This window comes from Agromyces sp. NPDC056523 (assembly GCF_042794545.1).
Taxonomy (GTDB): domain Bacteria; phylum Actinomycetota; class Actinomycetes; order Actinomycetales; family Microbacteriaceae; genus Agromyces.
In genome coordinates, this window is the sequence record NZ_JBHTTM010000005.1 from 25784 (window position 1) to 39694 (window position 13911).

The window sequence follows — 13911 nt, forward strand, 5'->3', positions numbered from 1 at the left end:
CCGTGCGCCAGACTGGACCGGTGATCATCCTCGCGGCGACGCCCATCGGCAACCTCGGCGACGCCTCGACGCGACTCCGCCAGGCGCTCGAGGACGCCGAGACCGTCGCCTCCGAGGACACGCGCGTGACACAGCGCCTGCTCGCCGCGCTCGGCATCGCCAACCGGCCGAGGCTCATCGCGCTGCACGAGCACAACGAACGCGCCAGGGCCGCCGACCTGGTCGAGCTGGCGCGCGACGGCGACTTGCTCGTGCTCAGCGATGCGGGCATGCCGACGGTCTCCGATCCCGGCTTCCCGCTCGTGCAGGCCGCGGTCGAGGCGGGTGTCGAGGTCACCGCGATCCCCGGCCCGAGCGCGGTGGTCACCGCGCTCGCCGTGTCGGGGCTGCCGACCGACCGGTTCGCCTTCGAGGGCTTCCTCCCGCGCAAGCAGGGCGAGCGGATGCGTCGCCTCGCCGAGCTCGCGGGCGACCGGCGGACGCTCGTGTTCTTCGAGGCGCCCTCCCGCCTGGCCGCGAGCCTCGCGTCGCTCGCCGAGGCCTTCGGGCCCGACCGCTCCGCCGCGGTGTGCCGCGAGCTCACCAAGCTGCACGAGGAGGTCCGTCGCGGGCCGCTCGGCGAGCTCGCGGAGTGGGCGGCCGGCGGCGTGCGCGGCGAGATCTGCATCGTGGTCGGCGGGGCGGGCGAGCCCCCGGCGGCCGACGCCGACGCCGCCGTCGCGCGGGTGCTCGAGCTCGCGGCATCCGGCACTCGCCTGAAGGAGGCGGCCGGCCTCGTCGCCGCCGAGACCGGCCTCGGCAAGCGCGACCTCTACGAGGCGGCGCTCGAACGGCGTGCAGCCCGCTCACAGTGAATTCGCACGCCCCGCGAGGATCATGTGCCCTGGGGGCACGAGTCGGGGGTGTGACATGGCACAGGCGGTTCGATTCTCGGAATTCGGCGGTCCGGACGTGCTGGAGGTGGTCGAGATCCCCGTCCCGGAAGCGGCACAGGGTGAGGTCCTCGTCGAAGTGGTCGCCACGGGCATCTCGCCGGTGGAGTCGGCGGTCCGGCTGGGCGCCCATCCCGAGCGGTGGCCGGTCGAGTTCCCGTCCGGCCAAGGACGCGAGTTCGCCGGCATCGTCGCGGGCACCGGGCCCGGCGTGACCCGGTTCCATCGCGGCGAGGAGGTCATGGGCTACGTCGCGCGCGGCGCGCAGGCGACGCACGTGGTCGTGCCCGAAGCGCAGCTCCTGCCCAAGCCGACGTCGCTGCCGTGGGAGGTCGCCGGGTCGCTGTACGTCGCCGGCACCACCGCGCTCGGCGCAGTCGAGGGCCTCAACATCGGCGCGGGCGATGTGGTCGTGATCACCGCCGCAGCCGGCGGCGTCGGATGCCTCGCGGCGCAGCTCGCCAAGGCGCGCGGCGCCGTCGTGATCGGCACCACGGCCCAGGCGCGCTTCGACTTCCTACGGCAGTTCGGCGTCATCCCACTCGAGTACGGCGCCGACCTGGCCGCGAACGTGCGCGCAGTGACCGACCAGCCCGTCACGGCCTTCCTCGACTTCCTCGGCGGACAGGCGGCCTCCGCGGCCGAGCTCGGCGTGCTCCCGTCGCGGGTGTTCACGACGACCGACTGGGCGGCCGTCGAGGACAACTTCGCCGTGAAGCTCTACGCCGGCGACACCATCGCGCTCGGACGGATCGCGCAGCTGGCCGCCGAACGGCAGATCCGGCTTCCGATCGCCGACGTGTTCCCGCTGGCCGACATCGGCGACGCCTACCGCCAGCTCGACCAGCGCGACTCCGCCGGCAAGATCGTGATCGGCATGAAGCTCGTCGGGTACGACCGCCAGAAGGTCAAGCCGTCGCGACTGAAGGAGCAGGACGTGACGATCGGCGTGCCGACTCCGCACACCCCGCTCAACGTCGAGGACATGCTTCCGCCGGTCATCGGCGACGGCCGCGCGCGGCAGCTGCGCCACGGCGAGGAGCCCCATCCGCGGGGCACTCCGGAGCCGCCCGAGCAGCCGCCCGAGCAGTGACGGCGCCCGGCGTCTCGGTCATGCGGGCGCCCGTAGGATTGTCCGCATGGCCGACGCCTCCTCGTTCTACATCACCACGCCCATCTTCTACGTCAACGACGTGCCCCACATCGGGCACGCCTACACCGAGGTCGCGACCGATGTGCTCGCCCGGTGGAACCGGCAGGCGGGGCGCGACGCGTGGATGCTGACGGGGACCGACGAGCACGGCCAGAAGATCCTCCGCACCGCGACCGCCAACGGCGTGAGCCCGAAGGCGTGGGCCGACAAGCTCGTCGACGAGGCGTGGAAGCCGCTGCTCGACACCATCGACGTGGCCAACGACGACTTCATCCGCACGACCGATGAGCGTCACGAGGTCAACGTCCAGAGGTTCCTGCAGAAGCTCTACGACGACGGTCACATCTACACCGGCGAGTACGAGGGCTACTACTGCGTCGGCTGCGAGGAGTACAAGCAGCCGTCCGAGCTCGTCGACGGCACGGGGGAGTACGAGGGCCAGCTCGTCTGCGCCATCCATTCGAAGCCGGTCGAACTGCTGCACGAGAAGAACTACTTCTTCCGGATGTCGGCCTTCCAGGACAAGCTGATCGAGCTCTACGAGTCGCGCCCCGACTTCGTGCAGCCCGAGTCGGCGCGCAACGAGGTCGTGAGCTTCGTGCGCCGTGGCCTGGAGGACCTGTCGATCTCGCGATCGACGTTCGACTGGGGCGTGAAGGTGCCGTGGGACGAGACGCACGTCGTCTACGTGTGGTTCGACGCCCTGCTCAATTACGTCACGGCCACCGGCTACGGCCAGGACGACGCCGAGTTCGCCCGACGTTGGCCGGCCCAGCACATCGTCGGCAAGGACATCCTGCGGTTCCATGCCGTGATCTGGCCCGCCATGCTCATGGCGGCCGGACTCGAGGTTCCCCGCGGCGTCTTCGGCCACGGCTGGCTGCTCGTCGGCGGCGAGAAGATGTCGAAGTCGAAGCTCACGGGGATCGCGCCCGAGCAGATCACCGACACGTTCGGCTCCGACGCGTTCCGGTACTACTTCCTCTCGGCGATCCACTTCGGCCAGGACGGCTCGTTCTCCTGGGAGGACCTCGCCGCGCGGTACCAGGCCGAGCTCGCGAACGGCTTCGGCAACCTCGCCTCGCGCGTGATCGCGATGATCGGCCGGTACTGCGACGGCGAGGTGCCGGCCGGCGGCGAGCCGAGCGCGGCCGATCGCGAGATCGTGCGCATCGAGCGCGAGGCGACGGATGCCGCGTGGGCCGCGATCCAGCGCCTGGAGATCCACGACGCCATCGCGTCGGCCTGGACGCTCGTCGACGCGCTCAACGGGTACCTGACCGCCGAGGAGCCGTGGGCGCTCGCGAAGGATCCGCACCAGAGGCAACGCCTCGAGACGGTGCTCGCCACGGCGTACCACGGGCTCGGCACGCTCGCCGTGCTGCTCTCGCCGGTGCTGCCGAAGGCGACCGCGAAGCTCTGGTCGGCGCTCGGCGCCGACGGCAGCGTCGACGAGCAGCGCATCGACCGTGCGCACGAGTGGCCGGTCGGGTCGCGCGTGTCGGCGCTCGAGCCGCTGTTCCCGCGTGTCGAGGTCGCCGAGTGACGCCTGGCGCGGATGGCGCGGCCCACCTGCGCACGCGTTCCGACGGCGGGCGCGCGGCCGAGTACCCGCCGGCGCCCGAGCCGCTCGCCGTCGCGGTGTACGACAACCACACGCACCTCGAGATCGCCGACGGCGCGCTGCCGCTGACGGCGCACGAGCACCTCGAGCGCGCGGCATCCGTCGGCGTCGCCGGCGCGGTGCAGGTCGGCACGGATGTCGCGACGAGCCGCTGGTCGGCCGAGCTCGCGGCCCGCGAACCGCGCCTGCTGGCGGCCGTGGCACTGCACCCGAACGAGGCACCCGAGCTCGACGCGCGCGGCGAGCTCGACGCGGCCCTCGCCGTGATCGATGAGCTCGCCGCGCAGCCGCGCGTGCGCGCCGTCGGCGAGACCGGGCTCGACTTCTACCGCACCGGCGACGACGGACGCGACGCGCAGTACCGCTCCTTCGAGGCGCACATCGACATCGCGAAGCGCCACGGGGTCGCGCTGCAGATCCACGACCGCGACGCGCACGACGAGGTGGTTGCGACGCTGCGGCGCGTCGGCGCGCCCGAGACCACGATCTTCCACTGCTTCTCGGGCGGCGCCGACCTCGCCCGGCTCGCGGGCGAGTCCGGCTGGTACTGCTCGTTCGCCGGCAATGTCACGTTCAAGAACGCCGAGAACCTGCGCGAGGCCCTTCGCGCGGTGCCGCTCGAGCTCATCCTGGTCGAGACGGATGCCCCGTACCTGACCCCCGCGCCGCTGCGCGGGCGGCCCAACGCGCCGTACCTCGTGCCGCACACCATGCGGTTCATGGCCGAGGTGCTCGACGCCGACCTCGACGAGCTCTGCGCGCAGGTGGCCGGCAACACCGTGCGTGCGTACGGGTCGTGGAACGACGGGCTCGAGGCATCCGGTGCCGGAGCCGCGGGTGCAGGCCCGTCGGGTGCGGGATCGCCGTGAGTCGGCGCGCCGCGACGACGGCGGGGCCGACCTGCCGGACGATCGAGACCGTGCGGGGGAAGCGGACGTGAACGCGCATCGGCACGAGGCCGACGGGGGCGACCACACCCCGCGCCTGCTCGGACCCGCCGAGATCCGCGACCTGGCGGATGTCCTCGGGGTCTCGCCCACGAAGAAGCTCGGGCAGAACTTCGTGCACGACGGCAATACCGTGCGGCGCATCGTGCAGACGGCCGGCGTCGAGCGCGGCGAGACCGTGCTCGAGATCGGGCCGGGACTCGGATCGCTCACGCTCGGGCTGCTCGAGGCGGGGGCCGACGTGATCGCGGTCGAGATCGACCGTCGTCTCGCCGAGCAGCTGCCTCACACCGTGTCGGTCATGCAGCCCGGCACGAAGCTCACCGTCGTGCACGACGACGCGCTGCGCGTCACCGAGCTGTCGGGCGAACCCGTGCGGCTCGTCGCGAACCTGCCGTACAACGTGTCGGTCCCCGTGCTCCTGCACCTGCTCGAGCGGTTCCCGTCGCTGCATTCGGGCATCGTCATGGTGCAGGCCGAGGTCGGCCACCGGCTCGCCGCCGACCCCGGATCGAAGGTGTACGGCGCGCCGAGCGTGAAGGCGGCGTGGTACGGCCGATGGCGCATCGCCGGTCAGGTCTCGCGCATGGTGTTCTGGCCCGTGCCGAACGTCGACTCCGTCCTCGTCGGCTTCGAGCGTGGCGAGGCGCCCGGGGATCCGCCCGGAACGGAGGCCGAGCGGGTCGCCGTGTTCGAGCTCGTGGACTCCGCGTTCCAGCAGCGGCGCAAGATGCTGCGCCAGTCGCTGTCCGGGCGGTTCGGCGGCTCGGCCGCCGCGGCGAGCGGCGTGCTGCAGCGTGCGGGCGTCGACCCGCAGGCGCGCGGCGAGCAGCTCACGGTCGACGACTTCCTGAGGATCGCGCGCACCGCGGCATCCGCGGCATCCGCCGCCGTCACGGACGTCGGGCCGAGCGCGTAGCACCGCGCGCGGTGTCCCGCGCCGCCTGGTCCGCTGCCTAGCGCGACGGTGAGTGCACGGCGACCCCTTGCGACCGCGCCCCCATGCGGGGGTACCGTGTCGGCATGAGCGAGGGCAGCATCGGATCCTCCCGCGACGGCGCCGGCGACCAGTCGGTGCGCGACGCCACGGGGCGCACGCACGACGAGTGGTTCGCGATGCTCGACGACGCCGGAGCCGCGGAGTGGCGGCACGCCGAGATCGCCGCCTGGCTCTCCGGCGACCAGGGCGTGGACGCGTGGTGGTCGCAGCACGTCACCGTCGCGTACGAGCAGGCACGCGGCATCCGCGATCCCGGACAGCGACAGGACGGCCGGTTCGAGGCGAGCGTGTCGCGCACGGTCGCGCTCGATCCCGTCGCCGCGCTGGAGGCGCTCGCCGACGTCGTCACCGCCGAGACCGGGGTCGAGGCGCTCGCGCGCAACACGGGCGCGCGCCATCCGACCGCCCGCTTCCACCTCGACGGCGGGGAGTTCGTGCTCGCCGCCTCGAGCCCTCGCGGCGAGGGACGCTCGTCGATCTCGCTCACCTGGGGCCGGATGCCCGACGGCTCGCGCGTCGCCGAGATCAAGGCCACGCTGCGCGAGTGGCTCGCACGCGTCGGCTGACCCGTCACGCCTCGGCCATGCCCTAGCGTGGAGCGCATGACGATGCCGGCGACCGACGAGGCGGTGCACGTCCGGGCGCCGGGCAAGATCAACGTCTTCATGCGCGTCGGCGCGCTCGACGCCGACGGCTACCACGACGTCGCGACCGCCTACCAGGCGGTCTCGCTCTACGAGGATGTGCGGGCGTGGCCCGACGACGAGTTCTCGGTCGCGTTCGCGGGGTCCATCGACACGGCCCTGCTGCCGACGGATGCCTCGAACCTCGCGATCCGCGCGGCGAAGCTGCTCGCCCGGCACGCGGGCGTCCCGGGCGGCGTCCGGCTCGAGATCGAGAAGCACGTGCCGATCGCGGGCGGCATGGGCGGCGGGTCGGCGGATGCCGCGGCGACCCTCGTCGCGTGCGACGCGCTCTGGGGGACCGCCCTGCCCAAGGAGGAGCTGCACGCGCTCGCCGCGTCGCTCGGTGCCGACGTGCCGTTCGCGCTCTCGGGCGGCACGGCGATCGGCACGGGCCGCGGCGACCGGCTGAGCCCCGCGCTCGCGACCGGGTCGTTCCACTGGGTGCTCGCCGTCGCGGAGTTCGGGCTCTCTACGCCCGCCGTGTACCGCGAGCTCGACCGTCGCCGCGACTCGGGGCTCGAATCGTCGTGGCGCGACCACGCCCACGGCGCGGCCGTCGGCCTGGACTCGCCCACGGTCGACGCGGCTGTGCTGCAGGCGCTGCGGGCCGGCGACGCCCGCCGGCTCGCGCCGGCGCTGCACAACGACCTCCAGTCCGCCGCGCTCGCGCTCGCGCCCGGGCTCGCGGGGATCCTCGAACTCGGCATCGAGAACGGCGCGCTCGCGGGGCTCGTCTCCGGTTCCGGGCCGACGGTGGCGTTCCTGGTCGACGACGCCGATTCGGCGATCGAGCTGCAGGTCGCCCTCTCGGCGGCGCGCCTGACCGCCGTCCGCGTGCATGGTCCGGTACACGGCGCCCGCGTCCTCACCCACTGACCCGCGCGCCGCGCCACCCGCCCCGGCTCTCCCCGCACCGCGTCTGCTCGACGCACCTGGGCGGCGAGAGTATGCCGAACGTCGCCGAAGCAGTTCCGAACCCGACGTTCGGCATACTCTCGCCGTGCGTCGATGCGGGATGTGGAGAACTCCGGGCGTCGACGCGGGTCTGGCGGCAGGGTGAGGGTGTGCGCCATCCTCGAGCCCTCCCGCCCGACCTGCTCACCCGACCGGCCTTCACGGTCGAGCGCGCCGGCCTGGTCGGCGTTCACCCGAGCCGCCTCTCCGCGTCCGACCTGAGGCGTCCGTTCCACGGCATCCGACAGCACGCGACCATCGCGGATGACGCGCGCTCGCGGGCCATGGCGTACGCGGTCCGGATGCCGGCCCGACAGGTGTTCTCGCACGTCACGGCCGCACTCGTCTGGGGCATGCCGCTTCCGCATCACCTCGAGCGGGACCGGCGCGTCCACGTTGCCGTGCCGAGTGGGTCGACGCGGTCGCTCGCAGCTGGAGTGGTCGGCCACGTGATCCAGCCCGAGCGGCTCGGGGTGACCTCGCTCGCAGGCGTCCGGGTGAGTTCACCGGCTGATACGTGGTGCCAGCTCGGATCGCTTCTCGGAGAGGACGATCTCGTGGCCGTCGCCGATTTCCTGATCACGGGCGGCGAGCCGAGCGGTCGACATCCGGCGCTGTGCAGTCGGACGGAACTGGAGTCTGCGCTGAAGCGCCACAAGGGATGTCGCGGTTCGACGCGGCTCCGCGGCGCACTCGAGCTCGTCAGGTACGGCTCGCTGTCGCGCCGCGAGACGCTCATGCGCTTGGACCTGGGGCGCTCGGGGCTTCCCGAGCCGTCACCGAACCACTCGGTCGTGGACGCGCTCGGTGCGTTCGTCGCCATGATCGACCTCGCGTTTCCGGAGTACCGCGTGGGCATCGAGTACCAGAGCGATCTCCACCGCGAGCCCGAGCGCTTCCGAACGGACGTGCGGCGACTCGAACGGTTGCTGGACGAGGGGTGGCTCATCGTGCAGGCGACGAGGGATGACGTCAGTGCCGACGGACACCTTCGCGACTCCGCCGCCTTCGCAACCCGCGTGGCCCGCCGCCTGGAGAGCCGCGGCTGGCGCCCGATCACGATGCCCTGACACCGCGCCATCCTCCGGAAACGTCGACAGTATGTCGAACGACGGTGAACGGTCGCCATTCACGACGATCGGCATACTCTCGACCCCTGGGTGGGTGGGTCGAGGAGGCCCGAGGGCGGGGAAGTAGGGTGGGCAGGACATGGCACACCTCCTGGGCGCCGAGCGCCTGCACCTCGAGTTCCCCACGCGCGTCGTCTTCGACGAGGTCACCCTCGGCATCGACGAGGGCGACCGCATCGGCATCGTGGGTCGCAACGGCGACGGCAAGTCGACGCTCATGAAGCTGCTGGCGGGCCGGCTCGAGCCCGATGGCGGGCGCGTCACGGTGCGCCGCGGCATCCGCATCGGCATGCTCGACCAGGCCGACGCGCTCGACCCGGCGACGACCGTCGCCGACGCCGTGGTCGGCGGCATCGAGGAGCACGTGTGGGCGGGCGACGCGAAGGTGCGCGACGTGATCGCGGGCCTGCTGGCGGATGTCCCGTGGCAGGGCCGCGTCGGCGACCTGTCGGGTGGGCAGCGACGTCGCGTCGGGCTCGCGGCGTTGCTGGTCGGCGACTGGGACGTGCTGTTCCTCGACGAGCCGACGAACCACCTCGACGTCGAGGGCATCGCGTGGCTCGCGCGGCACGTGAAGGGCCGCTGGGCGGCGAGCGACGGCGCGCTCGTCGTCGTCACGCACGACCGCTGGTTCCTCGACGAGGTGTGCACCGCGACGTGGGAAGTGCACGACCGGTTGGTCGAACCGTTCGAGGGCGGATACGCCGCCTACGTGCTGCAGCGCGTCGAGCGCGACCGGATGGCCGCGGCATCCGAGGCCAAGCGGCAGAACCTCATGCGCAAGGAGCTCGCGTGGCTGCGCCGCGGCGCGCCGGCACGCACGAGCAAGCCGAAGTTCCGCATCGAGGCGGCGAACCAGCTCATCGAGAACGAGCCGCCCGTGCGCAACCCGGTCGAGCTCAACCGGCTCGCGGTGTCGCGCCTCGGCAAGGACGTCGTCGACCTGCTCGACGTCTCGGTCGAGTACCCGGTCCGGGATGCCGCGCTCGGCGGTCCGGCGAGGAGGACCGTGCTGCACGAGCTCGAGTGGCGCATCGCGCCGGGGGAGCGCACCGGCATCCTCGGCGTCAACGGAGCCGGCAAGTCGACGCTGCTGAAGCTCGTCACGGGCGAGGTGCAGCCGACGACCGGGCGGGTCAAGCGCGGCAAGACCGTCAAGATCGCGGTGCTCAGCCAGGAGCTCGCCGAGCTCGCGGAGTGGACCGACGAGCGCGTGAGCGCCGTGGTCGCCGCGCAGCGCATGAGCTACACGATCGGCTCGGGCTCGAAGGCGGTGGAGCTCACGCCCGGGCAGCTGCTCGAGCGGCTCGGCTTCACGAACCAGCAGCTCGCGACGCCGGTGCGCGACCTCTCCGGCGGACAGAGGCGCCGGCTCCAGCTCCTGCTGATCCTGCTTCAGGAACCGAACGTGCTCATCCTCGACGAGCCCACCAACGACCTCGACACCGACATGCTCGCCGCCATCGAGGACCTCCTCGACGCGTGGCCGGGCACGCTGCTCGTCGTCAGCCACGACCGGTACCTCGTCGAGCGCGTCACCGACCGCCAGGTCGCGATCCTCGACGGGCACCTGCGCGACCTGCCGCGCGGCGTCGAGCAGTACCTCGAACTGCGGCGGCAGGGTCTCGAGACGCGGGCGGCTGTGCCGGGTGCGACTCGAGCACCGAGCGAGGCCGCCGGCGGTCGAGTCGATGCCGAAGGCGGCGTGCCGAGACCGGAACCGACGCTCTCCGGCGCCGACCGCCGCGCCGCCGAGAAGGAACTCTCCTCGATCGACCGGCGCCTCGAGAAGCTGCAGGCGCAGATCGGCCGGCAGCACGAGAAGCTCGCGCGGCACGACCAGTCCGACTACGTCGGGCTCGGCGCGCTCGGCGACGAACTGGCGGAGCTCGAGGGCGCCGTGGCCGACCTCGAGACGCGCTGGCTCGGAGTTTCCGAGCAGCTCGAAGGTTGACGCCGAAGGATCTGTGACGCTCGATGACCAAGTGGTCAATTGGGCGCAGGAACTTCGCCTAGCGTGGACATGCGCCCGCGATCGCAGCATCGACGCCCCCACCGCATCCTCGGATGGCGGAGCCATGCCGTCTCCACCATGCCCACACCAGGGCAGCCGATCGCGCGCGCCCACGTGAAAGGAACCGCACCGCCATGCCCAGCACCCGCACCAAGATCCTCGCCGCCCTCGCCGCGGCTCCGCTCGTCATCGGCCTCTCGGCCTGCGCCTCGGGCGCCGGTGCCGAGGGTGGCGACGACGTCGTCCGCATCGGCGTCGTCGGCAAGTCCGACCCGCAGTGGCCCGCCTTCGAGGAGGCCGCCGCCGAGGCCGGCATCGAGATCGAGCTCGTCGACTTCGCCGACTACGCCCAGCCGAATCCCGCGCTGACCGAGGGCGAGCTCGACCTCAACCAGTTCCAGCACATCGTCTACCTCGCCGACTACAACGTGTCGGCCGACGAGGACCTCACGCCGATCGGCTCGACGCAGATCTACCCGCTGGGCCTGTACTCCACGAAGTATGAGTCGGTCGACGACATCGAGGAGGGCGAGACCGTCGCGATTCCCGACGACCCCTCGAACCTCGCCCGTGCGCTGCTCGTGCTGCAGTCGGCGGGCCTGATCGAGCTCGAGGACGGCGGCTCGATCTTCTCGACCGTCGCCGACATCGACGAGGCGAAGTCCAAGGTGAAGGTGACGCCGCTCGAGGCGTCGCTCACCGCGACGAGCCTGCCGGATGTCGCGGCCGCCGTCATCAACAACGACTTCGTCGAGGACGCGGGCCTCTCGTTCGAGGACGCGATCGCGAAGGACGACCCGACCGACCCGAACGCGCTGCCGTACGTGAACATCTTCGCCGCGCGCGCCGACGACGCCGAGAACGAGACCTACCTGAAGCTCGTGGAGATCTTCCAGACCGACCCCGAGGTGCAGGCCGGCCTCGACGAGGCGTCGGCGGGCACGGGCGTGTCGGTGGAGATCCCGGTCGCGGACCTCGAGGCGTCGCTCGCCGACGTCGAGGACGACACGCGGGCACAGGGCTGACGCACCGGGCCCGAGCCTGACCCACGAATCGACCGCACGCGAGCGGGCGGGGGCGCCACGAGCAGCCCTCGCCCGCTCGGGCGTGCGCGGAGGAGGAACCCCATGGCGCTCGTGACCCTCGAGCACGTCTCCAAGTCCTACCCGGCCGCAGATCGGCGCGCCGACGTCGTGACCGCCATCGACGACGTGTCGCTCGAGATCGAGGCCGGCGACGTCTACGGCATCATCGGCTACTCCGGTGCCGGAAAGTCCACGCTCGTGCGGCTCGTCAACGCGCTCGAGCCCGCGACGAGCGGCTCGATCCGGATCGACGGCCGAGAGATCACGGGCCTGCGCGAGCGCGAGCTGCGCGCCATCCGGCTCGGCATCGGCATGATCTTCCAGCAGTTCAACCTGTTCGACGCGAAGACCGTGCGCGCCAACGTCGCCTATCCGCTCAGGGTCGCCGGCTGGAAGCCGGCCGACATCAAGGCGCGGGTCGCCGAGCTCCTCGAGTTCGTGGGCCTCGCCGACAAGGCCGGCGCCCACCCCGACCAGCTCTCGGGCGGCCAGAAGCAGCGTGTGGGCATCGCTCGCGCGCTCGCGACGCGTCCGCGCATCCTGCTGGCCGACGAGGCCACGAGTGCGCTCGACCCCGAGACGACCCAGGAGGTGCTGGCGCTCCTCAAGCGGGTCAACGAGGAGCAGGGCGTCACGATCATCGTCATCACGCACGAGATGGACGTGATCCAGTCGATCGCGACGAAGGTGGCCGTGATGGATCGGGGCCGCGTGATCGAGCACGGCGACGTCTTCGACGTGTTCTCGAGCCCGGGCCATCCGTCGTCGCAGAAGTTCGTCGGCACGGTCATCAAGGGCGTGCCGTCGCCGGCCGAGCTCGCGGTGCTGCGCGAGCGACACGAGGGGCGCATCGTCACGTGCTCGTTCCGCGACGGCGACGCGTCGCAGGCGCGCGTGTTCCTCGACCTGGTCGAGGCGGGGGTCGAGTTCGAGCTGGTCTACGGCGGCATCAACGACATCCGCGGTCGCGCATTCGGGCACCTCACCCTGGCGATCCGGGGCGAGGATGCCGCGATCGACCGCGCGATCGCCGCGATCGCGCAGCACGCCGACGTGACGGAGGCCCGCTGATGGACAAGCTCATCGAACTGGCCCCGGAGTTCTGGACCGCAGCGGCCGAGACCTTCTACATGGTGGCGCTCACCATGCTGTTCGGCGGCGCGGGCGGATTCCTGCTCGGCGTCGGGCTCTACGTCACGCGCCGCGGCGGGCTGATGCCGAACACGGTCGTGAACAACCTGCTCAACGTCGTCATCAACTTCTTCCGGCCCATCCCGTTCATCATCTTCATCGCTGCCGTCCAGCCGCTCACGCGCGCCGTGATCGGCACGGGCATCGGCACGGATGCCGCGATCTTCGCGCTCTCGCTCGCGGCGGCGTTCGCGATCGGCCGCATCGTCGAGCAGAACCTCATCACCGTGCGGCCGGGCGTGATCGAGGCGGCGCGCTCGATGGGCGCCGGACCCTGGCGCATCCTCGGCACCGTCGTCGTGCCCGAGGCGCTGGGCCCGCTGATCCTCGGCTACACGTTCATCGTCATCGCGGTGATCGACATGTCGGCCATGGCCGGGCTCATCGGCGGCGGCGGCCTCGGCTACTTCGCGCAGCTGTACGGGTACCGGCAGTTCGAGCCGGTCGTCACGTGGGCCGCGGTGCTGCTCATCGTAGTGTTCGTGCAGGTCGTGCAGTACCTCGGCAACTGGCTGGCGCGGCGCGTGCTGCGGCGGTAGCCGGCAGGTCAGGCGAACCCGAGCGACAGCTTGCGCAGCAGCGCGGCCAGCCGACGCTGCTCGGCGGCCGGCAGACCTGCGAGCAGCTCGGCCTCGGCGTCGACGAGCCGCGTGATGGCGGCGTCGACGCGCGTGACGCCGCCCGGAGTCATCTCGACGAGGATGCCACGGCCGTCGTGCGGGTCGGTCTGGCGCGTCACGAGCCCGCGTGAGACGAGCCGGTCGATGCGGTTCGTCATGGTGCCGCTCGAGACGAGCGTCTGCGCGAGCAGCGCCTTCGGCGGGAGGCGATAGGGCGCACCGGCCCGGCGCAGCGCCGAAAGCACGTCGAACTCCCACGACTCGAGCTCGGACCGCTCGAACGCCTGCTTGCGCGCCCTATCGAGCAGCTTCGAGAGCCGGCCGACGCGCGAGAAGACCTGCAGCGGCGCGAAGTCGAGATCGGGGCGCTCGCGCTCCCAGTCGTCGACGATCCGGTCCACCTCGTCCGCGTCCGCCGTCATGCGGCCAGTATCGCATCGGCGGGATGGCGCGCCGCCGCGTGGCAGACTTGGTAGGCGCTCGGCGGGCTCCGCCGGTGCAGTCCGCCATGGTGTAACGGCAGCACGACAGCCTTTGGAGCTGTGAGGACCAGGTTCGAATCCTGGTGGCGGAGC

13 protein-coding genes and 1 tRNA gene are annotated in these 13911 nt (G+C 71.8%); 13 read left to right on the forward strand and 1 reads right to left on the reverse strand.

Translation table 11 applies throughout. The features are described from left to right. Positions 1 to 20: 20 nt before the first annotated feature. The 12 genes from rsmI (at position 21) to ACFQ58_RS15555 (ending at position 13255) form a co-directional block, all read left to right on the forward strand. Positions 21 to 854, forward strand: a complete 834-nt coding sequence (gene rsmI, locus ACFQ58_RS15500; RefSeq protein ID WP_376952064.1) for a 16S rRNA (cytidine(1402)-2'-O)-methyltransferase — start codon at positions 21 to 23, stop codon at positions 852 to 854. A gap of 55 nt (positions 855 to 909) precedes the next feature. Continuing rightward, positions 910 to 2025 (forward strand): NADP-dependent oxidoreductase, encoded by a 1116-nt coding sequence (locus ACFQ58_RS15505; RefSeq protein WP_376952065.1) that lies wholly within the window; start codon positions 910 to 912, stop codon positions 2023 to 2025. 46 nt (positions 2026 to 2071) lie between these two features. Next, positions 2072 to 3631 carry a methionine--tRNA ligase gene (gene metG, locus ACFQ58_RS15510; RefSeq protein WP_376952066.1) on the forward strand — a complete coding sequence of 520 codons (1560 nt, stop codon included), beginning with the start codon at positions 2072 to 2074 and terminating at the stop codon, positions 3629 to 3631. Further along, positions 3628 to 4578: a TatD family hydrolase gene (locus tag ACFQ58_RS15515; RefSeq protein WP_376952067.1), complete on the forward strand. Its 951-nt coding sequence runs from the start codon at positions 3628 to 3630 to the stop codon at positions 4576 to 4578. Before metG ends, ACFQ58_RS15515 begins: the two co-directional genes overlap by 4 nt. Before the next feature lie 67 nt (positions 4579 to 4645). After that, positions 4646 to 5575: a 16S rRNA (adenine(1518)-N(6)/adenine(1519)-N(6))-dimethyltransferase RsmA gene (gene rsmA / locus ACFQ58_RS15520; protein ID WP_376952068.1), complete on the forward strand. Its 930-nt coding sequence runs from the start codon at positions 4646 to 4648 to the stop codon at positions 5573 to 5575. Between the two features lie 104 nt (positions 5576 to 5679). Beyond that, positions 5680 to 6222 (forward strand): DUF4287 domain-containing protein, encoded by a 543-nt coding sequence (locus ACFQ58_RS15525; RefSeq protein ID WP_376952069.1) that lies wholly within the window; start codon positions 5680 to 5682, stop codon positions 6220 to 6222. Between the two features lie 36 nt (positions 6223 to 6258). Then, complete coding sequence (locus ACFQ58_RS15530; RefSeq protein WP_376952070.1) at positions 6259 to 7218, forward strand: 4-(cytidine 5'-diphospho)-2-C-methyl-D-erythritol kinase; 960 nt, start codon at positions 6259 to 6261, stop codon at positions 7216 to 7218. Between the two features lie 188 nt (positions 7219 to 7406). Continuing rightward, positions 7407 to 8366 carry a hypothetical protein gene (locus tag ACFQ58_RS15535; RefSeq protein WP_376952071.1) on the forward strand — a complete coding sequence of 320 codons (960 nt, stop codon included), beginning with the start codon at positions 7407 to 7409 and terminating at the stop codon, positions 8364 to 8366. Between the two features lie 139 nt (positions 8367 to 8505). Next, positions 8506 to 10380, forward strand: coding sequence for an ABC-F family ATP-binding cassette domain-containing protein (locus ACFQ58_RS15540; protein ID WP_376952072.1), 1875 nt, complete (start codon positions 8506 to 8508; stop codon positions 10378 to 10380). Positions 10381 to 10574: 194 nt separating this feature from the next. Next, positions 10575 to 11465, forward strand: coding sequence for a MetQ/NlpA family ABC transporter substrate-binding protein (locus tag ACFQ58_RS15545; protein WP_376952073.1), 891 nt, complete (start codon positions 10575 to 10577; stop codon positions 11463 to 11465). A 102-nt stretch (positions 11466 to 11567) separates the two neighbouring features. Beyond that, positions 11568 to 12596 carry a methionine ABC transporter ATP-binding protein gene (locus ACFQ58_RS15550; protein ID WP_376952074.1) on the forward strand — a complete coding sequence of 343 codons (1029 nt, stop codon included), beginning with the start codon at positions 11568 to 11570 and terminating at the stop codon, positions 12594 to 12596. Continuing rightward, entirely contained in the window at positions 12596 to 13255 is a 660-nt protein-coding gene (locus ACFQ58_RS15555; protein WP_376952075.1) for a methionine ABC transporter permease, read from the forward strand. Before ACFQ58_RS15550 ends, ACFQ58_RS15555 begins: the two co-directional genes overlap by 1 nt. A gap of 8 nt (positions 13256 to 13263) precedes the next feature. Here ACFQ58_RS15555 and ACFQ58_RS15560 read toward each other — a convergent pair whose 3' ends face one another. Then, entirely contained in the window at positions 13264 to 13758 is a 495-nt protein-coding gene (locus ACFQ58_RS15560) for a MarR family winged helix-turn-helix transcriptional regulator (protein ID WP_376952076.1), read from the reverse strand. An 80-nt stretch (positions 13759 to 13838) separates the two neighbouring features. Between ACFQ58_RS15560 and ACFQ58_RS15565 the strand changes: the two genes are divergently transcribed. Next, positions 13839 to 13910 (forward strand) — tRNA-Gln (locus ACFQ58_RS15565). Position 13911 lies beyond the last annotated feature (1 nt).

Excerpts from the sequence above, each read along its gene's own strand:
- ACFQ58_RS15505 (WP_376952065.1), top strand. The coding sequence starts at position 910 with ATGGCACAGGCGGTTCGATTCTCGGAATTCGGCGGTCCGGACGTGCTG.
- metG (WP_376952066.1), top strand. The coding sequence starts at position 2,072 with ATGGCCGACGCCTCCTCGTTCTACATCACCACGCCCATCTTCTACGTC.
- ACFQ58_RS15525 (WP_376952069.1), top strand. The coding sequence starts at position 5,680 with ATGAGCGAGGGCAGCATCGGATCCTCCCGCGACGGCGCCGGCGACCAG.
- ACFQ58_RS15530 (WP_376952070.1), top strand. The coding sequence starts at position 6,259 with ATGACGATGCCGGCGACCGACGAGGCGGTGCACGTCCGGGCGCCGGGC.
- ACFQ58_RS15540 (WP_376952072.1), top strand. The coding sequence starts at position 8,506 with ATGGCACACCTCCTGGGCGCCGAGCGCCTGCACCTCGAGTTCCCCACG.
- ACFQ58_RS15545 (WP_376952073.1), top strand. The coding sequence starts at position 10,575 with ATGCCCAGCACCCGCACCAAGATCCTCGCCGCCCTCGCCGCGGCTCCG.
- ACFQ58_RS15550 (WP_376952074.1), top strand. The coding sequence starts at position 11,568 with ATGGCGCTCGTGACCCTCGAGCACGTCTCCAAGTCCTACCCGGCCGCA.
- ACFQ58_RS15555 (WP_376952075.1), top strand. The coding sequence starts at position 12,596 with ATGGACAAGCTCATCGAACTGGCCCCGGAGTTCTGGACCGCAGCGGCC.
- ACFQ58_RS15560 (WP_376952076.1), bottom strand. The coding sequence starts at position 13,758 with ATGACGGCGGACGCGGACGAGGTGGACCGGATCGTCGACGACTGGGAG.